The organism is Mycobacterium sp. URHD0025, from assembly GCF_000426065.1.
In the GTDB taxonomy this organism is placed as follows: Bacteria; Actinomycetota; Actinomycetes; order Mycobacteriales; family Mycobacteriaceae; genus Mycobacterium.
In genome coordinates this window covers 15,156-41,596 of record NZ_AUEQ01000013.1, presented here as the reverse complement: position 1 = coordinate 41,596, position 26,441 = coordinate 15,156, and the positions used below count along the sequence as shown (strand labels likewise).

The window sequence follows — 26,441 nt, the reverse complement described above, 5'->3', positions numbered from 1 at the left end:
ACGGAACCTGTCACGCCATGGTGCGACACTGTCACGATGCGGCTGTACCGGGACCGGGCGGTGGTGCTGCGCCAGCACAAGCTCGGCGAGGCCGACCGGATTGTCACCCTGCTCACCCGCGACCATGGTTTGGTACGCGCGGTGGCCAAGGGGGTTCGGCGTACCCGCAGCAAGTTCGGCGCACGGCTGGAGCCGTTTGCCCACATCGACGTGCAGCTGCATCCGGGACGCAACCTCGACATCGTCACCCAGGTGCAGGCCATCGACGCGTTCGCCGCCGACATCGTCAGTGACTACGGCCGCTACACCAGCGCGTGTGCGATGTTGGAGACCGCCGAGCGGCTCGCCGGCGAGGAGCACGCGCCGATGCCCGACCTGCACCGGCTCACGGTGGCCGCTTTGCGTGCGGTGGCCGACGGCCGCCGGGCCCGCGAGTTGGTGCTCGATTCCTATCTGTTGCGGGCGATGACGATCGCCGGGTGGGCGCCGGCGCTGACCGAGTGCGCCCGCTGCGCCACGCCGGGTCCGCACCGGGCATTCCACGTCGCCGCGGGCGGCAGCGTGTGCGTGCACTGTCGGCCCAGCGGATCCAGCACCCCGCCGCAGCCCGTACTGGAGCTGATGTCGGCGCTGCACGAGGGTGACTGGGAGTACGCCGAAGCCTCCTCATCGGGGCATCGCAGCCAGGCCAGTGGACTGATCGCGGCGCATCTGCAATGGCACCTGGAGCGTCAGCTGCGGACATTGCCTCTGGTCGAGCGGGTGTACCGGATCGATCGGACAGTCGCCGAACAGCGCGCGACGCTGGTCAGGCAGGATATGGGCCATGGCATTGACGAAGGACGGGAAGCGGGGCAAGTCGACCTACCCACAGCTGCCCCCGGCGCCTGAGGACTATCCGGTCTTCCCGGACACCTCGACCTGGCCCGTCGTCTTCCCGGAGATCCCGGCCGGCACCAACGGCCGCTTCGCCCGCCCGCCACAGCACACTTCCAAGGCCGTCGCGCCGCGGATCCCGGCCGATCAGGTACCCAATCATGTCGCCGTGGTGATGGACGGCAACGGCCGGTGGGCCACCCAGCGCGGCCTGGGCCGCACCGAGGGACACAAGATGGGCGAGGCGGTGTTGATCGACATCACCTGCGGTGCCATCGAACTGGGTATCAAGCACCTGAGCGTCTACGCGTTCTCCACCGAGAACTGGAAGCGCAGCACCGAGGAAGTCCGGTTCCTGATGGGGTTCAACCGCGAGGTGGTGCGCCGCCGCCGGGAGAACCTGAACGCCATGGGCGTGAACATGCGGTGGGTCGGGTCACGCCCCAAGATGTGGCGCAGCGTCATCAAGGAGTTCGACATCGCCGAGCAGATGACCGTCGGCAACGACGTCATCACGGTCAACTACTGCGTCAACTACGGCGGTCGTACCGAACTTGTCGAGGCGGCACAAGCACTGGCCGCCGAAGCGGTCGAGGGCAAGATCAAGCCGAACAGGATCAGTGAGGCGTCTTTCGCCAAGCATCTGCACCGCCCCGACATCCCGGACGTGGACCTGTTCATCCGGACGTCGGGGGAGCAGCGGGCCAGCAACTTCCTGCTGTGGCAGTCGGCCTACGCCGAGTTCGTGTTCCAGGACAAACTGTGGCCGGATTACGACCGGCGCGATCTGTGGGCGGCGTGCGAGGAGTACGTGAACCGCAACCGTCGCTTCGGGCGGGCCTGACATGGCGGGGTCCGGCGGGCAGGAGCGTAGCGACCGGGGAATGTCACTGCTGCAGCGGTTGTCCTCGGCGCTCGGCGAGGTGTCCTCCGTCGTGGAGGAACCCGACGGGGCGCTGACGGTGACGGTCGACGGTTCGGTGGCTTCGGTGCGGGTCGTGGCGATCGCCGAGGACCTGGAGATGGTCTCGCTGACGCAGCCACTGGCCTGGGATCTGCCGCTCAACAACAAGATTCGCGAACGCGTGTCCGACCATGCCAGCAAGACGATGCTGGGCACGGTGGTGCTGGTGGAGAAGTTGGTCGAGGTACCCACCAACGGCGCGACTCCCAAAGGCGCGGCGCGGAAACGGCCGGCCAAGAAGGTCGCCGACGTGATGCTGCGCTACAACTTCCCGGCGGCCGGGCTGACCGACGACGCTCTGCGCACGCTGATCCTCATGGTGCTGGCCACGGGTGCAGATGTGCGCCGGGACCTGATGACATGACCGACGAGCGCTTGCGCGAGGAGCCGACGGGCACAGTCCCGGTCATTCGGATCGTCGCCGCAGTGGTGCTCGATGAGCACGACCGACTGCTCGTGGTCCGCAAGCGCGGCACGACGGCGTTCATGCAACCGGGCGGAAAGATCGAGCCGGGGGAGCAGCCCATCGAGGCGCTGGCCCGCGAGGTTCGTGAGGAGCTCGGGGTCGGTTTCGCGCTGTCCGAAGCCGAAGAGCTCGGCCGCCACAGTGCGCCGGCGGCCAATGAGCCCGGTCATTCCGTCGATGCCTGGCTGTACCTGGTCGGTCTCGACGCTGAGCCGCGGGCACAGGCCGAGATCGCCGAAATGACGTGGATCGACCTGCATGCGCCCGGCGACATCGAACTCGCGCCGCTGACCCGTGACACCGTGCTCGCGCTGGCCCGCGATCGGGTCTGAATCCCGGCGTCGTCAAAACCAGAGAATCCGCTGTAGGACAGGCGCTTTCCTTCTCCGGCATCACCCCCTGTGCGCAAGTCGGGTAGTCGACTACTCGTGCCGTGGACGTTCTGAGGGCTGAAGCATGGGAGAGGAACCTACTCAATGCCAACAGGGGGTTTTGAAATGGCGTTTCCGCTTCTCAAGCTGATGGACCTGTCCGGACCGCTGGAGTTTCCCAAGCAGGTGAACTTCGTCGTATTTCTCCCCAACGGGGACCGATTCCTGCGAACCACCGTGCACCTGGAGCCGAACGGCGAACTCGAGCGAAATCTGTTCGAGTTCGACAATCAGATGTTCGTGGGATTCACCAGCGACGCGCAGATTCACTTTGGCCTGACGGGGCCTGCGAACCAAGCGCTGGGCGATCAGATCATCGAGGCCGTCGACGTCAACACGCCGAACGAGAAGTTCCTCGACATCCCGGTGAACGGGGTGCCCGGGAGCATCGGCTACACGCTGGGTTACCGCGTGCTGTCGGGTTAACCGCGCGAGCCCTCGTGCTCACCGGATCCCGTCGCTGCACTCGCCGCACGTCCCGAAGATCTCGATGGTGTGGCTGACGTCGGAGAAGCCGTGTTCGCGCGCCACGTCGGAGGCCCAGGTCTCGACTTGGCCACCGGAGATCTCGACGGTCGCGCCGCAGGCCCGGCACACCAGGTGGTGGTGATGGTCTTCCGAGCAGCGCCGGTAGACCGACTCGCCGGTGTCGGTGCGCAAGGTGTCGACGCTGCCGGTGGTGGCCATGGTTTGCAGCGTGCGATACACCGTGGTCAGGCCGATGCCCTGGCCGCGGCGGCGCAGCTCGTCGTGCAATTCCTGGGCCGAGCGGAACCCTTCGGTCTCGTTGAGCAGGTCGGCGATGGCCGCGCGCTGGCGGGTGGACCGGACTGCGCCTGTCACCGCTGTTCCTCGCTGGCGTGGGCGACGGCGTCGGCGACGATGTGGGCCAGGTGATGGTCGACCAGGCGGTAGAGCACCTCGCGTCCCGCGCGCTCGCTGGCGACCACCCCGGCCTGTTTGAGAATCCGCAGGTGCTGGCTCACCAACGGCTGCGGCACGGCGAGGGCGTCGACGAGTTCATGCACACAACGCCCCGACTGTTGCAGCTGCAGGACGATGGCGATGCGCAGCGGCGCGGCCAGGGCGCGCAGTAGCTCGCCTGCGGTGTCGAGGACCTCGCGCGGCGGCATTTCCGACGCCGGGGCAGCGCCGTGCTCGCGTGCGTCGTCGTGTTGATTTACCGTGATATTGGAAATCGTTTCCATTACGGGTCAGAATACATGCGCGATATCGCATGTCAACCGCTCCCGCGGTCGCGCCGGATTATCGCTGGCGGCGGGCTGGTCGCTACGCTGATGCACCGTGGCATCCATTATCGACACCGTTGCGAACCTGGCGAAACGCCGCGGCCTGGTCTACCAGTCCGGAGAAATCTACGGCGGCACCAAATCCGCATGGGACTACGGGCCCCTCGGTGTCGAGCTCAAGGAGAACATCAAGCGGCAGTGGTGGAAATCCATGGTCACCGGCCGCGACGACGTCGTCGGTCTGGACAGTGCGATCATCCTGCCCCGTCAGGTGTGGGTGGCCTCCGGTCACGTCGACGTGTTCAACGATCCGCTCGTGGAGTGCCTGAACTGCCACAAGCGGCATCGCCAGGACCACATGCAGGAGGCATACGCGGCCAAGAAGGCGGCCAAGGATGGGGTTGAAGTCGATCCCGACTCCGTCTCCATGGACGAGATCGTCTGCCCCGACTGCGGCACCAAGGGCCAGTGGACCGAGCCGCGTGACTTCAACATGATGCTCAAGACCTATCTCGGCCCGATCGAGTCGGAGGAAGGTCTGCACTACCTGCGCCCGGAGACGGCCCAGGGCATCTTCGTCAACTTCGCCAACGTGGTCACCACCGCGCGAAAGAAGCCACCGTTCGGCATCGGCCAGATCGGCAAGAGCTTCCGCAACGAGATCACGCCGGGCAACTTCATCTTCCGCACCCGTGAGTTCGAGCAGATGGAGATGGAGTTCTTCGTCGAGCCCTCGACCGCGCCGGAGTGGCACAAGTACTGGATCGAGACGCGGCTGCAGTGGTACGTCGACCTCGGCATCAACCGCGACAACCTGCGCCTGTACGACCACCCGAAGGAAAAGTTGTCACACTACTCCGACGGCACCGTCGACATCGAGTACAAGTTCGGTTTCGCCGGCAACCCGTGGGGTGAGCTGGAAGGCGTCGCCAACCGCACCAACTTCGACTTGTCCACGCACGCAAAGCATTCCGGTGTCGACCTGTCCTTCTACGATCAGGGCGCCGACACCCGTTACGTGCCGTACGTGATCGAGCCCGCAGCCGGTCTGACCCGCTCGTTGATGGCGTTCCTGGTCGACTCCTACACCGAGGACGAGGCGCCCAACGCCAAGGGCGGCGTGGACAAGCGCACCGTGCTCAAGCTCGATCCGCGGCTGGCCCCGGTCAAGGCCGCGGTCCTGCCGTTGTCGCGCAATGCCGACCTGTCGCCCAAGGCCCGCGACCTGGCCGCCGAACTGCGCAAGAACTGGAACGTCGAATTCGACGATGCCGGTGCGATCGGCCGGCGTTACCGCCGCCAGGACGAGATCGGCACGCCGTATTGCGTGACAGTCGATTTCGACACCCTGGAGGACAACGCGGTCACCATCCGCGAGCGCGACGCCATGACCCAGGAGCGCATCGCACTGGACAAGGTGTCGGACTATCTGGCGGTGCGGCTCAAGGGCGCCTGAGTTTCCTCGCTGAGCAGACACAAAACTGCCCCATTTCAATCGAAATGGGGCAGTTTTGTGTCTGCTCGCGGGTAGAGGGTCCGCGGCGTCTCATCGAGTGAGTTCGTCGGGGACATCACCGCCCAGCAGGCCGATCAGTGTCGCCAGCAACGCGTCGAGTTCCCGTCCTACGGCCGCGATCTCGGGGTTGCCATAGCTGGCGAACAACAGGCTGGGCTGGTCCACCGCAAAGACGGAGCCGTGAGCGCCTTCGTACAGGAGCGTGCGCAACGGAGCATGCAGCATGACCGATGGATCGTGGCGGTACATGCGTTCAGCGATGGTGTGATTGCCCATCAGGTACTCGGTGGACTGCCAGGTGGTGCCAGAGCCCGCCATTGTGCTGGCCACATCACCGCGGAAGTAGCGCAGGAACCCGTGCGGGGCCTGCGCTTTGGCTTCGGCCAGCACATCGTCCCAATGTGATGCCGCCGCGAAGCCCGCCATGTCGACTGCGGGGACCAGCGTTTCGTATCGAGCACGGGCATCCTCGTAGGCGTCAGGCAGGCTGATCAACAGCCGCCGGCTCGCGTGATCGACTGTGGTACTCATTGGACCCCGACCTCCAGGACCGCCCGGAAGCGGGCCTGACCGGACATCATCCGCTCGTAGGCCTTTGGCGCATCTTCGAACGGCATCACCTCGACCATCGGGGAAATGCCGTTGGCGAGGCTGAACGCAAGGTTGTCCTCGTTGTCGATCGCCGAGCCGGTCAGGCTGCCGATGATGCTGCGCCCGCCGAGGATCAAGTCGGCGGTGCTGACCGCGATCGGATCCGCGGCCACCCCGACCACGACAAGCTGTCCCCGCGGCCGTAACCCCGCGGTCAGAGGGCTCATCGAGGCGCCGCTGGCCGCGGTGGCGACGACAGCGGTGGCTCCGCCGAGCGCGTTGAGTTCAGCGCCAGGGTCGGCGGCTGCACTGTCGATGTAGTGGTCGGCGCCCAGTACCTTTGCCAGATCGGCTTTTTCGGCTCCACGGGCGATCGCCGCAACGCGATATCCGAGCTTCTTGGCATATTGCACTCCGAGGTGGCCGAGCCCGCCGATGCCCTGGACCGCGACCAGCGCGCCGGGCGGGGCCGCAGTTGCGCGCAGTGCGTTGAACACAGTGACGCCGGCACACAACAGGGGAGCGGCGGTAGTCGGCGTCAGTTCCTCGGGCACGCGGACGAGGCCCGATGCGCGGGCGTACACCACCTCCGCGTAGCCGCCGTCGACGGTGGTGCCCGGCTTGGGCTGATCGGTACAGTTCACGAAATCGCCGCGGCGGCAGAACTCGCACTCGTTGCACTGGCCTCCGAGGAACCCCAAACCCACCCGGTCGCCGGGTTTCCAGGCGTGGACTCCGTCGCCGATCGCGTCGACCACACCGACGATTTCGTGACCGGGCACCACAGGTTGTTCCGGCGCCGGTCGCTGACCTTCGACCGCCAGCACGTCGCTGTGGCACACCCCGCAGCTGAGCACGCGCACACGCACTTGACCGTACGACGGCGGAACCAGTTCGCGTTCGACCAGATCGAACTGCCGTTGTCCGGTCACCTGATAGGCGCGATAGGTCGACATATCCACTCTCCTCGGATGTTTGGCGGATCAGGCGAAGACGGTTGCCCTGGCCTGGCGAGTGAGGTCATCGGCGAGCACCTCGGCGGCCCCGGATTCGATCCCGTCGACGATCTGACGGGCCACGTCGGCCGGGTCGTTCTTGGGTACGTCGAGGTCTGCGACCATCGACGTGTCGGTGTAGCCGAGATACACCCCGATCACGTTGGTGCCCTGCGCGCTCAGCTCCGCCCGCAGCGAGTTCGTCGCCGACCACAGTGCTGCCTTCGACGATCCGTAGGCGCCGTATCCCGGTAGCCACGACAGCACCGACGCCACGTTGGCGACGGTTGCGTTTCCGTTGGCGGCCAGGATGGGAGCGAAGGCGCGGGTGACGCGCAGCGCCCCGAAGAGGTTCGTCTCGAAGACCGAGCGGATCTCGTCGAAATCGGTGCGCAGCAACGATTGACCGCCCAGCAGGCCGGCGTTGTTGACCACGATTGTAGCGTCCTGCGCGAGGTCGGCCAGCGTGCGGACGGAGGCGTCGTCGGTGACGTCGGCCTCGACGACCACAATGCGGGGATCGGACGCGGTGTCGGGCCGCCGGCTCGTGGAGTACACCTTGGCGGCGCCGCGGGCGAGCAGTGCGTCCACGATCGACCGGCCCAGGCCCCGCTGCCCGCCGGTCACCACAGCCACCGCACCGTCCACCCGCGTCCCACCGGTCGTCTCGGACATGTCGATCTCCTTCGAGTTCTGCGGCCGGCGACGAGCCGGGCCCACTGTCGCCAAGCTAGCAGAGCTGAGTTTGGTTTACCAACTCAGCTATGATGTGAGGATGCGCACCGATCCGTGGACTGACGACGCCTGCCCGATCGCCCGCACCATGTCGGTGCTGGGGCAGCGGTGGGCGATCCTGATCATCCGGGAGGCACTGCTGGGCCGGTCGCGGTTCTCGGAGTTCCGTCAGCGGCTCGGCGTCGCGTCCGACGTGCTCAGTGCCCGGCTGTCCGAACTGGTCGAGGCCGGGGTTCTGCAAGTTGTCGACTATCAGGAACCCGGTGACCGGACACGCAGCCGCTACGTGCTGACCGACGCCGGGCATGAACTCGTCTCCGTGCTCGCTGCGCTCGGACAATGGGGCCACGTTCATCGGGCTCGTCCACACAGCAGTCAGTACCGGTTCATCGAAACGGACACCGGGGAACCCGTCGGAATCGGTTTCCAGCGAGAGGATGGCTCGGCAGTGCCGCGCGGGCACGTCAGCCTTCAGGAACGAACCGGCTAGAACCGGCCGCCACCTCCGCTGTAGCTGCGGCCCGAGGAATGGGACGATCCGCCGTAGGACGTCGGACGGCCCATGCCGCGGCCGCCCCCGTATCCGCCGCCGAAGCCCCCACCGAATCCGCCGCCGAAACCGCCTCCGCCGCGCAGGATGTTGCCGATCAGGATGCCCCCGAGCACCGCACCCATGTCGGACCCGCCTCCGCCGCCGTACTGCGAGGTGTAGGACCGCTGCGCGGCCCGGACGTCATCGTTGGCCAGGCCCTGTGCCTGCGCCGCCAGACTCGACGCTCCATTCGCGTGCGCTACGGCCTCATTCGGATTCGAGGCGCGCTTGGCTTCGGCGGCCTGCAGCTGCCGTTGTGCCTCGGCCAGCCGGGTGCGGGCCTCCGGACCGATGCTCCCGCGCCGGGTTTCGATGAAGTCCGACACCGCCTTGACCCGCGACTGCGCGGTGAACAGTGCCTGCTCCAGCGCCCGGGCCAGCCGCTCGGCGGCCTCCTGCTGTTCGTGAACGCCGGCCAGCAGCTGATCGAGTTCGGCGTCGGCCTTGGTCAATCGGGTGAACGTGCCCAGTGGGTCGGCCTTGCCATTGGCCGTGGCAATGTCGGCGGCCTCCTTGGCCGCGTCGCGGGCCGCGCCGAGCTGGTCAGCCTGCGGTGTACTCGATTGCGCCAGCAGTGAATTCGCCTGTTCGATCCCGGCCTGAATATCGGTGATGGCCGCGGGCAGGCCGGCCAGTGCCCTGTTGATGTCGGAGGAGGCGCTGTCCACGGCGACGAGCAGGGTGCGGGCCTGATCGAGTGCGGACTCGGCCGAACGTACGGCGTCCACCAAGGCGGTCTGGTCGGTGGCCGGCCGGGACACCAGGCTGCGGGCATCGGTGATGTTGCGATCGGCGAATGCCAGCCGCTCCTTGGCGGTGTCCACATTGGTCGCCACCGAGGTGAGAGCCGTTGCGTCGAACTGCGTGTGCAGATTGTCCAACGTTTGTCGGGACGGGTCGATGCGGGCGGTCAGATCGACCATCTGCTGGGTCATGGTGTCGAGGCGCGCCGGTGCGTTGATCACCAGATCGCGCAACTGCTCGAACGCCTGACTCTGCGCGTCCAGCTCACGGTCGGCCCTGGCCGCGGAGACCACCACCCTGGTGAGCAGCTCGCGCTGTTGCAGGGGTGTCTCGGGCACATCGTCATCGAGGGTCTGACGCACGGTGAAGGCTTGGGCCAGCGCACTTTTCGCGTTCGCCAGGGCCGCGCTGAACGGTTGCGTGCGTTTGTCGCCGAATTCCTCGACAGCCAGTTCGAGCTCGGCCGCACTGGTGCGCACAGCGTTGTCGACGTCGACCACGATCGAGCGGGACAGCTCGTCGAGCGCCTCCAGCGGCACGGTGGCCAGGGCGTTCGCGTCGGTCGGGTCGACCCGCTTGGCGGCCTCGAACTCGGCGTGACGTCGCTTGGCCCGGCGCCGGCGCGACCACCACCACAACAGCCCGACCAGCACGAGCACCACGCCGAGGGCGATCAGCATTGCCGGCCACGAGATCCCTGATGTGGCGGGGGATTCGGGTTCTGAGCTCAGCCCGTTGGCCGCGGCGATCGCCGCACCCGCCCAGTCGTCGCGGTGCAGGGCCGGTTCGATGCTGTTGCGCCGGATGTCGTCGGCACGGGCGTTGCCGCCCGGGACCGTGTCGGGGACCTGGAACGAGTACGCACGCGCCTTGGTGGCCACAGCCAGCAACGCGTCGTCATCGCCCAGATCACTGAGCTGAATGGTGCTGCGGGCCCAGCCGAGCTGGTTCTGGTTGGAGAAGTCGTCGACGAACACCACCCAGAGCTGAATGCGCTTGGTCTCGTACAAGCGGTCGAGGGCGCGTTGCACATTGGCCCGCTGTGTCGCCGACAGCGCCCCGGCATTGTCGGTCAGTTGGGTGGCCAGCCGCAGAGGCGGTTCGGCGGCGGCGCTTGGGGCAACCAGGAGTCCGGTGGTCAGGATCGCGAGCAGCATGGACAGCAGACGGGCGATACGCATGACCGTCAATCTAATGCGCTGCGGTGTCGGTGCGCCGGTTCCTGGCAGACTGTGCGTCGGTGAACGCGGATACGCAGTCCTGGTATGACGACTTCGACCGGCAACGTCTGGTGGTCGAGGCGCCGAAGGGTGCTGCGCTGCCCGGGACCGACACCGAGCACCGAACCGACTTCGCCCGCGACCGGGCCCGCGTGTTGCACAGCGCGGCGCTGCGGCGGCTGGCCGACAAGACCCAGGTGGTCGGGCCGCGGCATGGTGACACCCCGCGCACCCGGCTCACCCATTCACTCGAGGTGGCCCAGATCGGCCGGGGTATGGCGGTCGGGCTGGGCTGCGATCCCGACCTGGTGGATCTGGCCGGGCTTGCCCACGACATCGGGCACCCGCCGTACGGGCACAACGGTGAGCGTGCGCTCGACGAGATCGCCAAAGCGTTCGGTGGGTTCGAGGGCAATGCGCAGAACTTCCGGATCCTCACCAGGTTGGAGCCCAAAGTTCTTGACGCCGAGGGTCGTTCGGCTGGGCTGAATCTCACACGGGCGGCGCTGGACGCGGTGGCCAAGTATCCGTGGCCGAGCTTCGGCACCCGGAGGAAGTACGGCTTCTACGACGACGACGCCGAGGCCGCCGCCTGGGTGCGCGCCGGTGCTCCGGCCGAGCGGCCGTGCCTGGAAGCCCAGGTGATGGACTGGGCCGACGACGTCGCCTATTCGGTGCACGACGTCGAGGACGGGGTCATCTCCGGGCGTATCGACCTGCGGGTGCTCGGCGATCGCGACGCCGCGGCCTCGCTCGCGGATCTGGGCGCCAGGTCCTTTCCCAGCGTCACGCACGACGATCTGCTGGCGGCCGCGGAACGGTTGTCCCAGGTGCCGGTGGTGGCCGCGGTGGGCAAGTACGACGGAACCTTGGCCTCCTCGGTCGCACTGAAAACGCTGACCAGTGAACTCGTCGGGCGGTTCGCCAATGCGGCGATCACGCGGACCCGGGCCGTGGCCGGCGACAAGCCGCTGCGGCGTTTCGATGCGGATCTGGCGGTGCCGCCGCTGGTGCGTGCCGAGGTGGTGCTGCTCAAGATGCTGGCGCTGCAGTTCATCATGTCCGACCACCGGCACCTGCAGATCCAGGCCGATCAGCGCACGCTCATCCATGAGGTGGCCCTGGCGCTGTGGGCGCAGGCCCCTGGCAGCCTGGACCCGCAGTTCGCGCCCGAGTTCGATCTGGCGGCCGACGACGGCGCCAAGCTGCGCGTGGTGGTCGATCAGATCGCGTCCTACACCGAGAGCCGGCTGGAACGCGTGCACGAGGCGCGCTCGCCGCGGCCGCTCGGCTGAGTCCGGACTGTCGACGCGGACCGGTGGCGCGAACGGTGTGAGCGCGGCATCGGCGCACGCATAGACTATGCCGGTGGCCGGCCGGATTTCTGATCGCGATATCGCGGCCATTCGTGAAAAGGTTCGCATCGAGGATGTCGTCGGTGACTACGTTCAGTTGAGGCGGGCCGGGGCCGACTCGATGAAGGGCCTGTGCCCGTTCCATGACGAGAAGTCGCCGTCATTTCACGTGCGGCCGAATCACGGCCACTTCCATTGCTTCGGTTGTGGCGAGGGCGGCGACGTGTACGCCTTCATCCAGAAGATCGAGCACGTCACCTTCGTCGAGGCGGTCGAGTTGCTGGCCGACCGGGTCGGCTACACCGTCACCTACACCGGTTCGTCGACCACCAATGTCCAGCGTGACCGGGGCAGCCGCAGCCGGTTGCTGGCCGCCAACGCCGCCGCTCAGGAGTTCTATGCCGAGGCGTTGGCCTCCGATGAGGCGGCGGAAGCCCGCAAGTACCTGACCGAGCGCAACTTCGACGCCGCCGCGGCCGCCCAGTTCGGGTGCGGTTTCGCGCCGTCGGGTTGGGACACGTTGACAAAACACCTGTTGCGCAAGGGTTTCGAGTTCAAGGAGCTGGAGGCCGCGGGGCTCAGCCGCGAGGGCAAGCGCGGGCCGATGGACCGGTTCCATCGTCGCCTGCTGTGGCCCATCCGGGTGTCCTCGGGCGAGACCATCGGTTTCGGTGCGCGCCGGTTGTTCGACGACGACCAGAACCAGGCCAAATACGTCAACACCCCCGAGACGGTGCTCTACAAGAAGTCGCAGGTGCTGTTCGGCCTGGACCGTGCCAAACGGGACATCGCCAAGGGGCATCAGGCCGTCGTCGTCGAGGGCTATACCGACGTGATGGCCATGCACATGGCCGGCGTCACCACCGCGGTGGCCTCGTGCGGCACCGCATTCGGCGAGCAGCACCTCTCGATGCTGCGCCGGCTGATGATGGACGACAACTTCTTCCGCGGTGAGCTGATCTACGTGTTCGACGGTGACGCGGCCGGCCAGGCTGCCGCGGTCAAAGCGTTCGAGGGTGAGCAGAACCTGTCAGGACAGTCGTTCGTGGCGGTGGCTCCCGACGGTATGGATCCGTGCGATCTCCGGCTGCGGTCCGGCGACGCCGCCGTGCGCGACCTGGTGGCACGACGAACTCCGTTGTTCGAGTTCGTGATTCGCAGTGCACTGGCCGAACACGATCTCGACAGTGCCGAGGGTCGCGTCGCCGCGTTGCGGCGCTGCGTGCCCATCGCGGCCCGGATCAAGGATCAGACCCTGCGCGACGAGTACGCCAGGCAGCTGGCCGGCTGGGTCGGCTGGGACAACGTCGCACAGGTGATCGGCCGGGTGCGGGAGGAAGCCGGCGGGGGCCGCAAGGACTCCCGGCGTCAGCCCGCGGGACGGCAGGCCCGTCCTGCCGCGGCCCCGTCACCCTCACCCATCGGCCGGCCCAATCCGACCGATCCGACGCTGTGGCCGCAGCGCGAAGCACTCAAGGCCGGCCTGCAGTATCCGGCGATCGCCGGGCCGGTCTTCGACTCGCTGACCGTGGAGAGCTTCACCCACCCCGGGTACGCCGCGGTGCGGTCGGCGATCGAGGCGGCGGGTGGCATGGCATCGGGCCAGTCCGGTGCCCAGTGGATCGAGGTGGTCCGCGAGCAGACCACCTCCCCGGCGGCGGCCAGCCTGATCAACGAGCTGGGTGTGGAGGCCATCAACGTCGAGGACGACGAGCACCTACCGCGCTACATCAGCAGCGTGCTCGCCCGCCTGCAGGAAGTCTGGGTAGGTCGTCAGATCGCCGAGGTGAAGTCCAAGCTGCAACGCATGTCGCCGGTGGAGCAGGGAGACGAGTATCACGCCCTGTTCGGTGACCTCGTGGCCATGGAGTCCTACCGGCGCAGCCTGCTCGAGCAAGCCAGCGGCGACGACCTGACTGCGTGATCGGCCGCATCGCGATAGGGTGACCGGAGTCGGGCACCTACACGTGGAAAGAGGCCAACCCGGTGACCAATCTGGTGACACTGTTCAGTACGCAGACGCGGCGGTACGTCGCTGCAGGCGCATTTGCGCTGGCCACAGGCGCGACGGTGGCCGCCCCGGCGTTCCTCGCGACGTCCGCACCCGCGCCCACCTCAGGTGTCCAGGTCACGGCCCAGCCGGCCTGCCTGGCCTGGTTCGGCAGCAAGGAGGACGGCAAGTGCCTGTCCTACTCCAACGGCATGCCCGCCCAGATCGGAACACCGTGGGTCGGCGGCGGTGGAAGCAACGGCCCCGGGATCGGGGTCTCCACCGGTCCGCTGCTGCCGGGTACCTCGATCAATCAGGGAATCGGCTAGCCCTACCAGCTCGACCTGTTCGAGCGGGTCTCCGAAACGTCGGTGCTCTCCTTCGTGGAGTACACCGACGTTTCCGCGTCTATGGGGGTCAACGTGAGGAACTCCGGATCCGGCGACACCCGGTTGGCGATCTTGCGCCGGCCGGCGTCCAGAACCGCTTTGGTGGCCGGATTGGCGGCCACGGCGCGGTAGGTACTGGCGATCTGCTCGTAGCGGCGTCGCCCGGCCTTGGCGCCCAGCACGTAGCCGACGGCGATCACGGCGGCATAGCGGATCACGGTATTCCTCCCAATGCGACGGGCCTCCCACAGCCACGGGCCTCCCACGGCGGCGTGGCTCCCGGACAGCAGGTGTGTGCGTTCCATCCTGCCTCACCGCAGCCTCGGCGCGCCCGTCTGGGAGCGAGTTGGCGACAGCGGCGGTGCGTACGCTAGAGTCAACGCTCGGCCGCGGAGCTTCCGCGGAAGGTAGTCCCCTGTAGCTCAATTGGCAGAGCTCCCGACTGTTAATCGGGCGGTTGATGGTTCGAGTCCATCCGGGGGAGCAAGTTCTCGAACACCCCGGCCTATTGCTGGGACCGGGCCTGAGCCTGACGGGCCGCCTGGGTGAGCGCCTCCACCAGTGGATTGGAGGCCGACGCGAGCGCTTTCCGCTCCTCTTCGGACAATTGATAGAACGTCCACACGCCCCAGGCCGCCGGCCGCACGTACACCGTCACCTGTTGCCTGTTGTTGGCCAGCACGGCCGGGACTGGAACGGCGCGATCGAGGGTGGCCGCGCTGGACATCTCCTCGGCGAGCTGTTGGACGTTGACTGATTCCTGCAGTTGGTACAGCACGGCCTTGTTGGCGGGGCCTTCCATGGCGAGGAACCAGGCCATCAGTGTCTCCTTGGGGTCGGTGAGTGAGCGGATCCGTCGTCGGACCGCACACAGTGTCACCTATCGACGCGCCGTCGTCAGCCCAGTCGCTGAACCGCAACAGTTCGCTACCCTCGGGGTGTGCACCCACGGCTGATCGCCATCGTCGCATTCGTCGGTCTCGTCGCAGTCGGTTGCGGCTGGAGTCCGCCGTCGGCACCACCGCCGAAGCCGGATACCTGCGCTCCGTCGGATGGTCCCAGCGCCGACACGATCGCCGATCAGATCGCCAAATTGCCCGCGCCCGAAGCGGGCCGGCAGTGGACGCAGGTCAACACCGGCCACACCAGCAACTGCCGGCTGTACTGGGTGCAGGTGGGGCAGAGCAACCCCGAGCCCAACAGCGTCGGGCAGCTGCTGTTCTTCGACCGCCAGACCCCGATCGGCCCGGCCACTCCGGAGCCGCGGCCCTACATCAACGTGGTCACCAACGCCGACGACACCGTGGTGGTGAACTACCAGTGGCAGCAGGGGCAGGACTCGCCGAAGTCGCCGACCGGTATCGCCACCGTGCGGTTCCGGATCGGGGACGACGGCAAACTGGTTGCCGTCGACCCGCTTCCGAAACCGTGAGGCACCTCAGCCGTTGACCAGCTCGGCGGGGTCGAGCATCGCCGCGTAGCGCAGCTGCTCGGGAATGCCGAATCCGTCGACGAGGGTTTCGACGTGCGGGCGCAGTGAGCGGCACCGTTCGTTGATCCCGCGCGTGACGGCCTTGGCGCGTTCGGTGGACAAGAACCTGTGCTCGATGAACCAGGCCTTGTCCTGCTCGATCACCGACAATGCATACAGATCGCAGACATCGCCGAGAAGCTCGCGGGCCGTCTCGTCCTCGCAGGCGTCGATGCCGGCGACGAACGCTTCCAAGACGACTCGGTCGATGTGCGCCTGCGCGGCATGCAGCACATGGTCCTGGACGGCGTTGAACGCGTCGAAGGCCGACATCTCCTTGGCCTTGCCCTGCAGCCGGCGCGCCACCGAGGCCAACATGTACTGCTCGCGGTCCTCGAACATCTTGACCTGGGTGCCCCGGTTGAACAGGCTGCCTTCCTCCTCGTTGTCCTGGCGGGCGTCCAGGACCGTCTGGATGATGGTCTCGGCCGCAGTGCGTTTGAGCACCCGCTCACCGGCGAAGTTGGCCGCGAACCGGACCCATTCGACCGGGCTCATGCCCTTGATGTCGTCGGCGTAGGCGGTGAGCAGTTCTTTGGCCACCAGTTGGGTGAGCACATGGTTGTCGCCCTCGAACGTGGTGAACACGTCGGTGTCGGCGCGCAACGCGATCAGCCGGTTCTCGGCGAGATAGCCTGCGCCGCCACAGGCCTCACGCGCTTCCTGGATGGCACGGCTGGCATGCCAGGTGTTGGCGGCTTTCAGCCCGGCCGCGCGGGCCTCCAGTTCGCGCTGCTCCTCGGCATCGGGATCGTCGGAGGTCTGTAGCTCATGGCATTTGGCCACCAGTTCGTTCTGGGCGAACTGCAGGGCATAGGACTTGGCGATCAGCGGCAGCAGCCGCCGTTGATGTACCAGGTAGTCCATGATCAGGACTTCCTCGTTGCTCTTGGGTGCTTCGAACTGCCTGCGTTCCAACGCATATCGGGTGGCGATGTCCAGCGCCACCCGCGCGGCGGCCGCGGCGCTGCCCGCCACGGTGACCCGGCCCCGGATCAGCGTGCCCAGCATGGTGAAGAACCGCCGTCCCGGATTCTCGATCGGTGAGCTGTAGCTGCCGTCGGGCGCCACATCGGCATAGCGGTTGAGCAGGTTCTCCCGCGGTACGCGCACGTGGTCGAACACGATGCGCCCGTTGTCGACGCCGGGCAGTCCGCCCTTGTAGTGGCAGTCCGACGTCGTCACGCCGGGCATGTCGTTGCCCATGTCGTCACGGATCGGCACCACCAGACAGTGCACCCCGTGCCCTTCGCCATCCGGCGTGATCAGCTGTGCGAAAACCGCTGCGACCCTGGCAGTCTCGGCGGCGCCGCCGATGTAGTCCTTGCGCGCGGTGGGCGTGGGGGAGTGAATGACGAATTCCTGGGTGTCCGCATCGTAGGTCGCGGTGGTCTCCAGGGATTGCACGTCGCTGCCGTGGCCGGTCTCGGTCATCGCAAAACAGCCCAGCAGGTCCAGGTCGATCAGCCGGCGCACATAGGCCTTGTGATGGCGTTCGGTGCCCAGATTCTCGATGGCGCCGCCGAACAGGCCCCATTGCACGCCGGCCTTGACCATCAGCGACAGGTCGCTCATCGCCAGCATCTCGATCTGGGTGATCGCCGCGCCGACGTTGCCGTTGCCGCCGTGTTCTTTGCGGAAGCCGTCGTCGGCTGCGCCGGCCGCCGCCATGATCTTGAGCTGCTCGGTCACCTTGGCCCGGGCGATTGCGGTGTTGGGGGTGTAGTGCGGCCGGAAGATCTCGTCCGACAACGTGGTCCGCATGGCGTTCTTGACGTCGCGCCAACGGCCGTCCAGCGTGTTTCGCAAGTGCTCGGCAGTGGAGGTCATATCCGACGGTAACGCGTGCGGCGGTCTGCGTGCGCCGGTTGGCAAGGTAACGCTTGCTGGACAAGCCCGACCTCGCCGCGAAAGACTGGCGAAATGCCGGACTCGATCGGTAAATCGCTGTCTCCCACCGGCTTGCCGCACGTGGCTTATCACCGGCACGCCGACGTCACCGGAGGCTGGCTGCGTGCGGCGACCTTCGGTGCGATGGACGGTCTGGTCAGCAACACCGCGCTGATCGCCGGAGTCGGTGCCAGCGCCTCGTCGCAGACGGTCGTGCTCAGCGGTGTGGCCGGTCTGTTGGCCGGTGCCTTCTCGATGGCGCTGGGGGAGTACACCTCGGTGACCACCGCCAACGAGCAGGTCGATTCCGAGGTCAATGTCGAGCGCCGGTCGTTTCGCAAGAACCCGACGGCCGAGCAGGCCGAACTCGTGGCGATGCTCCAGGAAATGGGGATGACGCCCGAAACGGCGGCCAAGGCCGGCGAGGAAATCCACCGCGACGAGAATCGGGCGGTGAACTTTCATCTCGTGCAGGAGCTGGGGGTGGATCCCCGGGAGAAGCCGTCGCCGTGGGTCGCCGGTGGCTCGTCGTTCGTGATGTTCGCGATAGGCGCGATCATCCCGCTCATTCCCTACCTGCTCGGCTTCGAATGGTTGTGGGCCGGCCTGGCCTGCGGCGGGATAGGTCTGCTGATCGTCGGTGGCGTGGCGGCGAAGTTCACCCGTAAACCCGTGGCGATCGCCGGGCTGCGGCAGTTGCTGTTCGGGGCCGTCGCGATTGCGGCCACCTATGCCGTCGGCATCCTGGTCGGCGCCGCCATCACCTGATGCTGCGACGAATCCTGTTGGCCGGCGCCCTTGTGCTGTCGGCATGTGGGCCGGCGCATGCCGCACCCGGCCTCGATTATCTCGGTCAGCGCCTGGTTGCGCCCGGCGCGACACTGGACGGCACGGTGATCGGCGGGTTGTCCGGAATCAGCTACGACCCGGCCGCCGACCTGTACTACATCGTCAGCGACGACCGGTCTGCCAAGAATCCGGCACGTTTCTACACCGCACGGATCATGCTGTCGGACAACGGTATCGGTGAGGTCGAATTCGTCGGCACCCATCCGTGGCTGGACCGCGACGCGCGGCCGTTCGGCCCGTTGAACATCGATGTGCAGCCACCCGTGGTGCCGCCCGACCCCGAGGCCATCGCCTTCGATATCCGCAGGCAGCACCTGTACTGGACCAGCGAGGGGGAGCGGCGGGTCGACGGGCCCGGTCCGCCGGTTCTGCTCGATCCGTGGGTACGGACCGCCGCCCTCGACGGCAGCTTCCTCGGGCAGTTCGAGTTGCCCGACGCGGTGCGGATGTCGGCCGGTGAGCACGGTGCCCGCCGCAACAGTGCGCTGGAAGGACTGACGCTGACACCGGACGGTAAGCACCTGTGGGTGGCGATGGAGGGGCCCGGCTATGACGACGGTCCGCCACCCGACGAGCAGCACGGCGCGTCGACGCGTGTCGTGCGCTTGGATGCGGAGTCCGGGGCGATCGAGGGGCAGTACACCTATCCGCTGGACCGGGTGACTGCCGGGCCGGGCGGCGACAACGGACTGTCAGACCTCGCCGCCCTCGACGACGGCAGCTTTCTGATGGTCGAGCGCGGCTTCGGCACCCACGTGGCAGTGCGGATCTACCGGGCTGCCGTCGTCGAGGGCTCCACCGAGATGACCAAGACCCTGCTGGCAGACCTGACCACCACGCCCGGCCTGGCACCGCTGGACAACATCGAGGGAATCACGTTGGGGCCCAAGCTCGCCGACGGCCGGCAGTCCGTAATCGCTGTCAGCGACGACAATTTCTCGCCCACCCAGGTGACGCAGTTCCTGCTGTTCGCCTTGTAGCGCGTGGCCATTGGCGCATCGAGATTGACGCCAGGGGCGTGAATCTCGAGCGATCACGCCCTCACGTCAATCTCGGCGAGCAGCTCGGGGTGGATTCCCGGTCGTGTCAGCTGTCGTTGCCCACCGTGACCGCAGCCGCTTCGTCGGTCAGCTCGTCGAGATCGGACTCCGCCGGCTCTTCGTCGTCGATGTGCACGAGGTGCGGACGGGTCAGGGCCAGGACTCCGGCACCGGCCAGCACCGCGGCGGCGCCGACCCAGTACGGCAGGTGCACATTGACCTGCTCGCCGAGCACGCCGGCCAGCCACGGTGCGACGGCGGCGCCGCCGAAGCGCAGGAAGCTGTAGGCGGCCGAGGCCACCCCGCGCTCGACCGGGGCCGCCTTCATCACGGTCTCGGTGATCAGGGTGTTGTTGATGCCGATGAACAGGCCGGCGACCACGACACCCGATGCCAGCACGGTCTTGGAATCGGTCCACACCGCCATCACGGCCAGCACCGCCGTGAAGGCCAGGAGGTTGAGGATCAGCACCCGCACCGTGCCGAAGCGATGTTGCAGCCGCGGGGCCACCACCACCGAGGTGAACGCCAAGGCCAGACCCCAGCCGAAGAAGATCAGCCCGATCTGATGGGCGGTCATGTTCAGGGGGAAGGGGGTGAAGGCCAGCAGGGTGAAGAAGCCGAAGTTGTACAGCAGTGCGGTGATCGCGACGCCCAGCAGTCCACGGTGCCGCAGCGCCCGGAACGGATCGGCCAGGGTGGTGGCATGTTCGGCGCGCGGGGTGGCAGGCAGCAGGAAGGCGGTGATCACCAAAGCGAAGGCCATCAGCGCCGAGACGCCGAAGAAGGGTCCGCGCCAGGAGATCGAGCCGAGCACGCCACCGACCAGCGGACCGATCGCGATGCCGAGGCCCAGCGCGGCCTCATACAGGATGATGGCTTGTGCCACAGACCCTTTCGCGGAATTGACGATGGTGGCCAGCGCCGTGGCGATGAACAGGGCGTTGCCCAGGCCCCACAGGGCGCGCCAGCCCACGATCTGCATCACGGTTTCGCTCATCCCGGCCAGGCCGGCGCCGGCGATGATGATCACCAGGCCCAGCAGCAGCGTGCGTTTGGGGCCGATGCGGCTGGACACCACGCCCGTGATCAGCATCGCCACGCCCATCACCGCCATGTAGCTGGTGAACAGCAACGACACCTGCGACGGGGAGGCGTCGAGGTTGTCGGCGATCGGTTTGAGGATGGGATCGACCAGTCCGATGCCCATGAAGGCGACGACGGAGGCGAAGGCAACGGCCCATACGGCCTTGGGTTGGCGCCACATCGGGGCGGTAACTCCTAACTAGTTCTCGTGCGCGAGCGGGTGCTGATCGACGTCGGTGAGCAACCGTCGAATGATGTCGACGGAGGCTGCCAGCGTCGTGCGCTCCTCGGCGGTGAGGCGTTCGAGCCTCGGGTTGATGGCGGCGGCACGATCCGCCCTGGCTTGATCCAGGGTCTGCCGGCCCTGCTCGGTGATGCGGATCAGCACCGCGCGGGCGTCGCCGGGATCGGTGGTGCGTGACACCAGTCCGGCGTCTTCCAGACGGCGCACCTGCGTGGTCATGGTCGGCTGCGAGCAGTGATCGAGGTGGGCGAGGTCGGAGATCCGTGCCTCGCCCTGGTCTTCGATGGTGGACAGCAGTCGGGCCTGAGCCCAGGGCAGCGGTAGCCGGGCGCGCTGGGTGGCCAACCGATTCAACCGGGCGACGACTGACAACAGATCAGCGCCGAGCTCGGTGTCGTCGGATACCGTGGCATCCTCGGTCGGTGTCGACATGCCACTATGTTACATAGATTTGCTATGTAGTCTAGTCGCCGGGCGTGCTCTCGCTCACACCGGGCCAAACCAGCGTCGACGGGCAACCTACGCCCACGATCGCGGCTGGCAGAATCGAACGATGACCGCGAAATCCCCGGCGACGACGCCTCGGCGCGGCCTCACTCCCGGCGAGCTTGCGCAGGCGGCGGTGATGGCGGCCCTCTGTGCGGCCACCGCGATCATCGCCGTGGTGGTGCCGTTCGCAGGCGGCCTTTCGGTCTTGGGAACCGTGCCGATGGGTCTGCTGGCCTACCGGTACCGGCTGCGGGTACTGCTCGCGGCCACCGTCGCCGCCGGCACGATCGCCTTCCTGATCGCAGGCATGGGCGGATTGATGACCGTCGTCGACTGCGCCTACATCGGCGGGCTCACCGGAGTGGTCAAGCGCCGTGGCCGTGGCACCCCGACAGCGTTCGGTGTAGCCGTGGTGGCCGGAGCCTTGTTCGGCGCGGCGATCGTCGTGGCGCTGACGGTTTTGACGAGGCTGCGCAGCTTGATCTTCGACTCGCTGAGCGCAGGCATCGAGGGGATCGCCAAGGTGCTCGACCGCATCCCGGTTCTCGACGTGGCGGCCGAACCGCTCCGGTCGATCTTCGCCACGATGCTGCAGTACTGGCCACTGCTCATGCTGTTCCTCGGCATCACCAGCATCACCTCGGTCAGCATGATCGGATGGTGGGCGCTGTCGCGCATCCTGGCCCGGCTGCTCGGAGTCCCGGACGTCCACAAACTCGATGCCGACGTCGAGGACGAGGGATCGACGATCGCCCCCGTGCCGGCCACGCTGACCGATGTGCGGTTCCGCTATCCAGGCGTCGAATCCGACGCCCTTGGCCCGGTTTCGATGGAACTGCGGCCAGGCGAACATGTCGCGGTGACCGGTCCGAACGGTTCGGGCAAGACCACTCTGATGCTGATGCTGGCCGGGCGCCAACCCAGTTCTGGCAGCATCGAGCGGGCCGGCGCCGTGGGGCTGGGCCGCATCGGAGGCACCGCGGTGGTGATGCAGCATCCGGAAAGCCAGGTATTGGGCACCCGGGTGGCCGATGACGTGGTGTGGGGACTGCCGGTCGGCACGACTGCCGATGTCGAGCGGCTCCTGGCCGAAGTGGGGCTCGACGGCCTGGCCGAACGTGACACCGGGGGATTGTCGGGTGGTGAATTGCAACGCCTTGCCGTTGCGGCGGCGCTGGCCCGCGAACCCTCGCTGCTGATCGCGGACGAGGTCACCAGCATGGTCGATCAACAGGGCCGCGACACCTTGATGAATGTGCTGTCCGGGCTCACCGACCATCACCAGATGTCGTTGGTACACATCACGCATTACAACGACGAGGCCGATTCCGCCGACCGTACGGTGAAACTCAGCGGCAACGGCGGAACCGCCGACAACACGGACATGGTGCAGACCTCGGCAGTGCCGGTGGACACCACGCGCGTCGCTCCGAGCTCCGCACCGGTGCTGGAGTTGACCGGGGTCGGACACGAATACGCCAGCGGAACCCCATGGGCGAAAACGGCTTTGCGTGACATCACGTTCACAGTCAACGAAGGCGACGGAGTCCTGGTGCACGGCCTGAACGGCTCCGGCAAATCGACCTTGGCCTGGATCATGGCCGGGCTGACCGTTCCCACCTACGGCGCCTGCCTGCTCGACGGAGTTCCCGTGGCCCAGCAGGTGGGCTCGGTGGCCATCTCGTTCCAGGCCGCCCGGCTGCAATTGATGCGCAGCACCGTCGGACGGGAAATCGCCTCGGCCGCAGGCTTCTCCAAGCATGATCATGACCACGTCGCACGCGCACTGGAGATGGTCGGGCTGGATGCGGCATTGGCCCAGCGCCGCATCGACCAACTCTCGGGCGGCCAGATGCGCCGCGTCGTTTTGGCCGGACTGCTGGCGCGCTCGCCGCGCGCGCTGATCCTCGACGAGCCACTGGCGGGCCTGGACGCCGCCAGCCAGCGGGGTCTGCTGCGGCTCCTGGAGGACCTGCGGCACAACAACGGGCTGACGGTGGTCGTGATCTCGCACGATTTCACCGGCCTGGAAAGCCTGTGCCCGCGCACGCTGCACCTGCATCAGGGTGAGCTCGCCCTCGCCCCGACCCCCGCCGGAGGTGCCCGATGACCGCGCCGACAGGAGGGCAACGGAAGCCCGTCGTGCTGTTGCGCCCCGTGCCCGGCGACACCGTCATCCACCGGTTGTGGGCCGGCACGAAACTGCTCGCTGTTGCGGGTATCGGTGTGCTGCTGACGTTCTATCCCGGGTGGGTGCCGATCGCGTTCGTCGCGGTGCTGGTCCTGGTGACCGCGCGGCTGGCGCACATTCCCCGTGGCGTGCTGCCGTCGATCCCGTTCGTCATCTGGATCCTGCTGTTGATCGGCGGGGCGCTGGCGGCCCTGGCCGGTGGATCCCCGTTCATCGACATCGGTTCGGTGCAGCTGGGTCTGGGCGGACTGCTCAACTTCTTGCGGATCACGACATTGTCGATCGTGCTGTTGGGTCTGGGCGCGCTGGTGTCATGGACCACCAACGTCGCCGATGTCGCTCCGGCGGTGGCGACGCTGGGCCGCCCGCTGCGCCTGATCCGTATCCCGGTCCACGACTGGGCGGTGACGATTGCGTTGGCGCTGCGCGCTTTCCCGATGCTGATCGACGAGTTCCGCACGTTGTATGCGGCGCACCGGCTGCGCCCCGTCGAACCGGCCGAGACGTTTCGGGCCCGGCGCAAGCAGCGCGTCGCCAATCTGGTCGATCTGCTGGCCGCGGCGGTCACTGTGGCGTTGCGCCGCGGGGATGAGATGGGCGATGCCATCACTGCCCGCGGCGGGGCCGGTCAGATCTCGGCGGCACCGTCACGGCCCGGGCGGCGGGATTGGATCGCCTTCGCCGTCCTCGTTCTGGTCTGCGGCAGTGCGCTGGCCCTGGAGCTGACCGTCCTGCCGACCAGCCTGCCCCGTCGCTGATCGCCGAACCCGCCGCGACGACGTGGTCAACCGGACACCGGCCACGATGATCACCGCCGCGATGAGGACGGCCGCCACCCACGGCAGGAGCAGGCCGAACAACATCACGGCCCCCGATGCGGCCGACACCAGGCCATGCCACCCGCGCTCGACCTGTCCCCAGAACCCCTGATACTGAGGGGCGGGGCCGCCGATCTGCTCGGCGGTGATGTCGAGATTGACCGTGCTGTAACTGATTTGGTCGCCGAGCTGGGTGCGCTGAGCGCGCAGGCTGTCGAGGTCGGCCTGGCGTTGCGACAACGCGTTCTCGGCCTGGATCAGCGCCTCGGGATCCTTGGCTTCGCGCATGATCCCGAGCAGTCGATCCACCGACGTCTGCAGCGCGGTGATGCGGGCGTCGAGATCGACCCGCTGGGACGTCACATCGTCGGCGCGGACCTCGACGGTCTGGACCGTGCCGAGTTTCTTGAACTCGTCAAGGGTGCCTTCGAGTTTGGCGGCCGGCACGCGCAGGGCCAGTGAGATGTGCGCGCGGCCGGAACTGGAACCGGCATCCTCTGAGCGGCTGTCGACCCGGCCGCCGGCATCTCCTGCCAGCGTCACGGCCTTGTCGGCCACCGCCGCCGGATTGCCGGACGTGATCGACATCGACGCGGTCTTGACGATGTCGCGCTTGACCTCAGCCGGTATCGGCGCGTTCTTCATGCCCGGGCCGCTTTCGGGTGCCGGCGCCGACGGGGCGAATCCGGCGTCATTCTGCGGGGCGGCCGGCGGCGCCGAGGAATTGGGGGAGTGCCCGGCCGCGCAGGCCGGGGCGGCGGCCAGTATGGCTGCGGCGAACAGGGCCAGCGCCAGGCGACGGCGGCCGGATGCACTGGGGTGCTGGGGCATCAGCCCAATGTAGGCGATGCGCCGTGCGATCAGGGGCGATCTGCGGCCCACCCTCAGCGGGCTGCCGCGGTATTTGCCGCCCATTGCGCGTCGGCCAGGGACGTCTCGACGTCGCGGCGGCCCAGGAACATCTCGTCGAAATACGGCTTGAGAGCCTCATATCCGGCGGGGAACCCCGCCGCGCCGGGTGCCGGGATACGTGGCCCGCGCAGTACCCGGAAGAACGGCGCGACATCAACGCCGCGCGCTTTCCAGTAGTCGTGGTAGGCGGGCTGGGCGGCCAGAACGGCGGGGATGGCGGCGCCCTTGGACCCGAGGTATTCGTTGCCGCGCTTGCTGCCCATCCAGGACAACACCTCGCGCACTGCGTCGGGATGACGGGTCGCGGAGTTAGCCGCTGCGGCAATGCCATTGGTGACGCTGACCCGGCCCTTGGGGCCGGCCGGCAGCATCGCCACACCCCACCGGAACCGGGCCTGGTTAGCGATCGCGGCCAGGTTGTAGGTGCCGGACTGGAACAGGGCCATCCGACCCTGCAGGAAGGTGTTGCGGGAGAAGTCCCCGTTGTTGTTGGTGGCCGAGGCCGGTGGGGCGACTCGATCGTCGTTGATCAGCCGGACCAGGTAGGTGAAGGCTTCGGCTGCCTGCGGGTTGTCGAAGGCGAAGCGGTCGCCGATGTTGAAGATGCCACCCGCCGAGCCGATGTAGTTGAGGTAGATGCCCTGGAGATCATTGGCGGCGTTGTAGCCCCACTGCCGGATCCGGCCGGCGTCGAAACCGTCGGTGCCCGCCGAGCGACCCTGCTCGTCGACGGTGAGCCGGGCCGCCAGCGACCGCAGCGTGTCATCGGATCCGTTCGACCACCGCAGCGTCGTCAGTTCGGCGAGGTCTACGCCGGCGGCGTCGAGCAGGTCGGCGTTGAAGTACACCGCGATACCGGCATCGGTCAGTTGCGGAACAGCCCACAGGGCGTCGTTGCGGGTGAACTGGTTGACCACGGAGGGATCCCAGGCCTGTGCGGCGCCGGCGCCCAACGTCTGTCCGATGTCGAGGAGTCGGCCGTTGTCGGCATATCCGGCCAGGTAGGCGTTGGACAGCCAGAAGATGTCATCGGCGCTGCCGCCGGCCACATCGGTGCGCAGGCTGTCGAAGTAGGCCGAGTAGGCGACGGTGTTGACCCGCACCTCGATGTCGGGATGTTCCTTGCCGAATTCCGCGAAGGACTCGCGGTACGCGGTCGCGACCTGCGGATCCCACAGCCGCACGGTGACGATGGTGCGCCCCTCGGGCTCGGTTGTCCGGCCGAGTAGGGCGGCGGCGACGAGCAGGACCGCCATGGTCAGCGCCAGACCCGCGGC

28 protein-coding genes and 1 tRNA gene are annotated in these 26,441 nt (G+C 67.3%); 16 read left to right on the top strand and 13 right to left on the bottom strand.

Features of this window, described 5'->3' with window-relative positions; genetic code table 11:
- Positions 1–36: 36 nt before the first annotated feature.
- The 5 genes from recO to H977_RS0120550 all read left to right on the top strand — a co-directional run bounded on the left by recO (position 37) and on the right by H977_RS0120550 (position 3,163).
- Positions 37–891: a DNA repair protein RecO gene (gene recO, locus H977_RS0120570; RefSeq protein WP_029109631.1), complete on the top strand. Its 855-nt coding sequence runs from the start codon at positions 37–39 to the stop codon at positions 889–891.
- Positions 827–1,720 (top strand): decaprenyl diphosphate synthase, encoded by an 894-nt coding sequence (locus H977_RS0120565; protein WP_029109630.1) that lies wholly within the window; start codon positions 827–829, stop codon positions 1,718–1,720. Before recO ends, H977_RS0120565 begins: the two co-directional genes overlap by 65 nt.
- 40 nt (positions 1,721–1,760) lie before the next feature.
- On the top strand, positions 1,761–2,204 hold the full coding sequence (locus tag H977_RS0120560; RefSeq protein ID WP_029109629.1) for a hypothetical protein: 444 nt from the start codon (positions 1,761–1,763) through the stop codon (positions 2,202–2,204).
- A complete protein-coding gene (locus H977_RS0120555; RefSeq protein ID WP_051288974.1) occupies positions 2,201–2,638 on the top strand; it encodes an NUDIX hydrolase in 438 nt (145 codons plus the stop codon). Before H977_RS0120560 ends, H977_RS0120555 begins: the two co-directional genes overlap by 4 nt.
- Before the next feature lie 165 nt (positions 2,639–2,803).
- Positions 2,804–3,163 (top strand): hypothetical protein, encoded by a 360-nt coding sequence (locus H977_RS0120550; protein WP_029109627.1) that lies wholly within the window; start codon positions 2,804–2,806, stop codon positions 3,161–3,163.
- A gap of 18 nt (positions 3,164–3,181) precedes the next feature.
- Here H977_RS0120550 and H977_RS0120545 read toward each other — a convergent pair whose 3' ends face one another.
- Both H977_RS0120545 and H977_RS0120540 read right to left on the bottom strand, forming a co-directional pair.
- The gene (locus tag H977_RS0120545) at positions 3,182–3,580 is read right to left on the bottom strand and encodes a Fur family transcriptional regulator (RefSeq protein ID WP_029109626.1); all 399 of its coding nucleotides are present in this window, start codon (positions 3,578–3,580) and stop codon (positions 3,182–3,184) included.
- Complete coding sequence (locus H977_RS0120540; protein ID WP_231396030.1) at positions 3,577–3,870, bottom strand: ArsR/SmtB family transcription factor; 294 nt, start codon at positions 3,868–3,870, stop codon at positions 3,577–3,579. Before H977_RS0120540 ends, H977_RS0120545 begins: the two co-directional genes overlap by 4 nt.
- A gap of 172 nt (positions 3,871–4,042) precedes the next feature.
- Here H977_RS0120540 and H977_RS0120535 point away from each other — a divergent pair, with 172 nt between their 5' ends.
- Complete coding sequence (locus H977_RS0120535) at positions 4,043–5,443, top strand: glycine--tRNA ligase (protein ID WP_029109624.1); 1,401 nt, start codon at positions 4,043–4,045, stop codon at positions 5,441–5,443.
- 90 nt (positions 5,444–5,533) lie between these two features.
- Here the strand turns inward: H977_RS0120535 and H977_RS0120530 are convergent, their stop codons facing one another.
- From H977_RS0120530 to H977_RS0120520, 3 genes are read right to left on the bottom strand one after another with little or no spacing between them, the layout of a single operon-like run.
- On the bottom strand, positions 5,534–6,034 hold the full coding sequence (locus tag H977_RS0120530; protein ID WP_029109623.1) for a DUF302 domain-containing protein: 501 nt from the start codon (positions 6,032–6,034) through the stop codon (positions 5,534–5,536).
- The gene (locus H977_RS0120525; RefSeq protein WP_029109622.1) at positions 6,031–7,050 is read right to left on the bottom strand and encodes an alcohol dehydrogenase catalytic domain-containing protein; all 1,020 of its coding nucleotides are present in this window, start codon (positions 7,048–7,050) and stop codon (positions 6,031–6,033) included. Before H977_RS0120525 ends, H977_RS0120530 begins: the two co-directional genes overlap by 4 nt.
- A gap of 27 nt (positions 7,051–7,077) precedes the next feature.
- Positions 7,078–7,764, bottom strand: a complete 687-nt coding sequence (locus tag H977_RS0120520; protein ID WP_036476601.1) for an SDR family oxidoreductase — start codon at positions 7,762–7,764, stop codon at positions 7,078–7,080.
- Positions 7,765–7,864: 100 nt separating this feature from the next.
- Between H977_RS0120520 and H977_RS0120515 the strand changes: the two genes are divergently transcribed.
- Positions 7,865–8,314: a winged helix-turn-helix transcriptional regulator gene (locus H977_RS0120515; RefSeq protein ID WP_029109620.1), complete on the top strand. Its 450-nt coding sequence runs from the start codon at positions 7,865–7,867 to the stop codon at positions 8,312–8,314.
- Here the strand turns inward: H977_RS0120515 and H977_RS0120510 are convergent.
- Entirely contained in the window at positions 8,311–10,341 is a 2,031-nt protein-coding gene (locus tag H977_RS0120510) for a TPM domain-containing protein (protein WP_029109619.1), read from the bottom strand. The two genes, H977_RS0120515 and H977_RS0120510, sit on opposite strands and share 4 nt — an antisense overlap.
- A gap of 59 nt (positions 10,342–10,400) precedes the next feature.
- Here H977_RS0120510 and H977_RS0120505 point away from each other — a divergent pair, with 59 nt between their 5' ends.
- From H977_RS0120505 to H977_RS0120495, 3 genes are all read left to right on the top strand, one after another.
- Positions 10,401–11,675 (top strand): deoxyguanosinetriphosphate triphosphohydrolase, encoded by a 1,275-nt coding sequence (locus H977_RS0120505; protein ID WP_029109618.1) that lies wholly within the window; start codon positions 10,401–10,403, stop codon positions 11,673–11,675.
- 73 nt (positions 11,676–11,748) lie between these two features.
- On the top strand, positions 11,749–13,659 hold the full coding sequence (dnaG, locus tag H977_RS0120500; protein ID WP_029109617.1) for a DNA primase: 1,911 nt from the start codon (positions 11,749–11,751) through the stop codon (positions 13,657–13,659).
- A 62-nt stretch (positions 13,660–13,721) separates the two neighbouring features.
- Positions 13,722–14,054, top strand: a complete 333-nt coding sequence (locus H977_RS0120495; protein WP_231396019.1) for a DUF7155 family protein — start codon at positions 13,722–13,724, stop codon at positions 14,052–14,054.
- A gap of 2 nt (positions 14,055–14,056) precedes the next feature.
- On the opposite strand, the gene H977_RS0120490 is transcribed toward H977_RS0120495, so the two are convergent.
- Complete coding sequence (locus tag H977_RS0120490) at positions 14,057–14,332, bottom strand: hypothetical protein (RefSeq protein ID WP_029109615.1); 276 nt, start codon at positions 14,330–14,332, stop codon at positions 14,057–14,059.
- 193 nt (positions 14,333–14,525) lie between these two features.
- On the opposite strand from H977_RS0120490, the gene H977_RS0120485 reads away from it, so the two are divergent.
- Positions 14,526–14,598 (top strand) — tRNA-Asn (locus tag H977_RS0120485).
- A 21-nt stretch (positions 14,599–14,619) separates the two neighbouring features.
- On the opposite strand, the gene H977_RS0120480 is transcribed toward H977_RS0120485, so the two are convergent.
- Positions 14,620–14,934 (bottom strand): hypothetical protein, encoded by a 315-nt coding sequence (locus H977_RS0120480; RefSeq protein ID WP_029109614.1) that lies wholly within the window; start codon positions 14,932–14,934, stop codon positions 14,620–14,622.
- A gap of 120 nt (positions 14,935–15,054) precedes the next feature.
- Between H977_RS0120480 and H977_RS0120475 the strand changes: the two genes are divergently transcribed.
- A complete protein-coding gene (locus tag H977_RS0120475) occupies positions 15,055–15,546 on the top strand; it encodes an LppP/LprE family lipoprotein (protein ID WP_029109613.1) in 492 nt (163 codons plus the stop codon).
- Between the two features lie 6 nt (positions 15,547–15,552).
- On the opposite strand, the gene H977_RS0120470 is transcribed toward H977_RS0120475, so the two are convergent.
- Positions 15,553–17,475 (bottom strand): acyl-CoA dehydrogenase family protein, encoded by a 1,923-nt coding sequence (locus H977_RS0120470; RefSeq protein WP_029109612.1) that lies wholly within the window; start codon positions 17,473–17,475, stop codon positions 15,553–15,555.
- A 93-nt stretch (positions 17,476–17,568) separates the two neighbouring features.
- On the opposite strand from H977_RS0120470, the gene H977_RS0120465 reads away from it, so the two are divergent.
- Both H977_RS0120465 and H977_RS0120460 read left to right on the top strand, forming a co-directional pair.
- Entirely contained in the window at positions 17,569–18,303 is a 735-nt protein-coding gene (locus H977_RS0120465; RefSeq protein ID WP_029109611.1) for a VIT1/CCC1 transporter family protein, read from the top strand.
- The gene (locus H977_RS0120460) at positions 18,303–19,364 is read left to right on the top strand and encodes an esterase-like activity of phytase family protein (RefSeq protein ID WP_029109610.1); all 1,062 of its coding nucleotides are present in this window, start codon (positions 18,303–18,305) and stop codon (positions 19,362–19,364) included. The genes H977_RS0120465 and H977_RS0120460 overlap by 1 nt, the downstream gene beginning before the upstream one ends.
- A 106-nt stretch (positions 19,365–19,470) precedes the next feature.
- Here H977_RS0120460 and H977_RS0120455 read toward each other — a convergent pair whose 3' ends face one another.
- Positions 19,471–20,691 (bottom strand): MFS transporter, encoded by a 1,221-nt coding sequence (locus tag H977_RS0120455; protein ID WP_029109609.1) that lies wholly within the window; start codon positions 20,689–20,691, stop codon positions 19,471–19,473.
- A gap of 18 nt (positions 20,692–20,709) precedes the next feature.
- Entirely contained in the window at positions 20,710–21,186 is a 477-nt protein-coding gene (locus H977_RS0120450; RefSeq protein WP_029109608.1) for a MarR family winged helix-turn-helix transcriptional regulator, read from the bottom strand.
- A 121-nt stretch (positions 21,187–21,307) separates the two neighbouring features.
- Here H977_RS0120450 and H977_RS0120445 point away from each other — a divergent pair, with 121 nt between their 5' ends.
- The gene (locus H977_RS0120445) at positions 21,308–23,353 is read left to right on the top strand and encodes an ABC transporter ATP-binding protein (RefSeq protein ID WP_029109607.1); all 2,046 of its coding nucleotides are present in this window, start codon (positions 21,308–21,310) and stop codon (positions 23,351–23,353) included.
- Positions 23,350–24,192 carry a CbiQ family ECF transporter T component gene (locus tag H977_RS0120440; protein WP_029109606.1) on the top strand — a complete coding sequence of 281 codons (843 nt, stop codon included), beginning with the start codon at positions 23,350–23,352 and terminating at the stop codon, positions 24,190–24,192. The genes H977_RS0120445 and H977_RS0120440 overlap by 4 nt, the downstream gene beginning before the upstream one ends.
- Here H977_RS0120440 and H977_RS33585 read toward each other — a convergent pair.
- Positions 24,082–25,083 (bottom strand): DUF4349 domain-containing protein, encoded by a 1,002-nt coding sequence (locus H977_RS33585; protein ID WP_036476640.1) that lies wholly within the window; start codon positions 25,081–25,083, stop codon positions 24,082–24,084. The genes H977_RS0120440 and H977_RS33585 overlap by 111 nt on opposite strands.
- A gap of 53 nt (positions 25,084–25,136) precedes the next feature.
- Positions 25,137–26,420, bottom strand: a complete 1,284-nt coding sequence (locus H977_RS0120430; protein WP_051288989.1) for an ABC transporter substrate-binding protein — start codon at positions 26,418–26,420, stop codon at positions 25,137–25,139.
- Positions 26,421–26,441: the final 21 nt, after the last annotated feature.

What these genes read in the sequence shown, in the direction of transcription:
- H977_RS0120440 (WP_029109606.1), top strand. Translation starts at nt 23,350, where the DNA reads ATGACCGCGCCGACAGGAGGGCAACGGAAGCCCGTCGTGCTGTTGCGC.
- H977_RS0120460 (WP_029109610.1), top strand. Translation starts at nt 18,303, where the DNA reads ATGCTGCGACGAATCCTGTTGGCCGGCGCCCTTGTGCTGTCGGCATGT.
- H977_RS0120515 (WP_029109620.1), top strand. Translation starts at nt 7,865, where the DNA reads ATGCGCACCGATCCGTGGACTGACGACGCCTGCCCGATCGCCCGCACC.
- H977_RS0120525 (WP_029109622.1), bottom strand. Translation starts at nt 7,050, where the DNA reads ATGTCGACCTATCGCGCCTATCAGGTGACCGGACAACGGCAGTTCGAT.
- H977_RS0120540 (WP_231396030.1), bottom strand. Translation starts at nt 3,870, where the DNA reads ATGCCGCCGCGCGAGGTCCTCGACACCGCAGGCGAGCTACTGCGCGCC.
- H977_RS0120555 (WP_051288974.1), top strand. Translation starts at nt 2,201, where the DNA reads ATGACCGACGAGCGCTTGCGCGAGGAGCCGACGGGCACAGTCCCGGTC.
- H977_RS0120470 (WP_029109612.1), bottom strand. Translation starts at nt 17,475, where the DNA reads ATGACCTCCACTGCCGAGCACTTGCGAAACACGCTGGACGGCCGTTGG.
- H977_RS0120510 (WP_029109619.1), bottom strand. Translation starts at nt 10,341, where the DNA reads ATGCGTATCGCCCGTCTGCTGTCCATGCTGCTCGCGATCCTGACCACC.
- H977_RS0120480 (WP_029109614.1), bottom strand. Translation starts at nt 14,934, where the DNA reads ATGGCCTGGTTCCTCGCCATGGAAGGCCCCGCCAACAAGGCCGTGCTG.
- H977_RS0120445 (WP_029109607.1), top strand. Translation starts at nt 21,308, where the DNA reads ATGACCGCGAAATCCCCGGCGACGACGCCTCGGCGCGGCCTCACTCCC.
- H977_RS0120565 (WP_029109630.1), top strand. Translation starts at nt 827, where the DNA reads ATGGCATTGACGAAGGACGGGAAGCGGGGCAAGTCGACCTACCCACAG.
- H977_RS0120520 (WP_036476601.1), bottom strand. Translation starts at nt 7,764, where the DNA reads ATGTCCGAGACGACCGGTGGGACGCGGGTGGACGGTGCGGTGGCTGTG.
- recO (WP_029109631.1), top strand. Translation starts at nt 37, where the DNA reads ATGCGGCTGTACCGGGACCGGGCGGTGGTGCTGCGCCAGCACAAGCTC.
- H977_RS0120455 (WP_029109609.1), bottom strand. Translation starts at nt 20,691, where the DNA reads ATGTGGCGCCAACCCAAGGCCGTATGGGCCGTTGCCTTCGCCTCCGTC.
- H977_RS0120560 (WP_029109629.1), top strand. Translation starts at nt 1,761, where the DNA reads ATGTCACTGCTGCAGCGGTTGTCCTCGGCGCTCGGCGAGGTGTCCTCC.
- H977_RS33585 (WP_036476640.1), bottom strand. Translation starts at nt 25,083, where the DNA reads ATGCCCCAGCACCCCAGTGCATCCGGCCGCCGTCGCCTGGCGCTGGCC.
- H977_RS0120530 (WP_029109623.1), bottom strand. Translation starts at nt 6,034, where the DNA reads ATGAGTACCACAGTCGATCACGCGAGCCGGCGGCTGTTGATCAGCCTG.
- H977_RS0120450 (WP_029109608.1), bottom strand. Translation starts at nt 21,186, where the DNA reads ATGTCGACACCGACCGAGGATGCCACGGTATCCGACGACACCGAGCTC.
- H977_RS0120430 (WP_051288989.1), bottom strand. Translation starts at nt 26,420, where the DNA reads ATGGCGGTCCTGCTCGTCGCCGCCGCCCTACTCGGCCGGACAACCGAG.
- H977_RS0120465 (WP_029109611.1), top strand. Translation starts at nt 17,569, where the DNA reads ATGCCGGACTCGATCGGTAAATCGCTGTCTCCCACCGGCTTGCCGCAC.
- H977_RS0120550 (WP_029109627.1), top strand. Translation starts at nt 2,804, where the DNA reads ATGGCGTTTCCGCTTCTCAAGCTGATGGACCTGTCCGGACCGCTGGAG.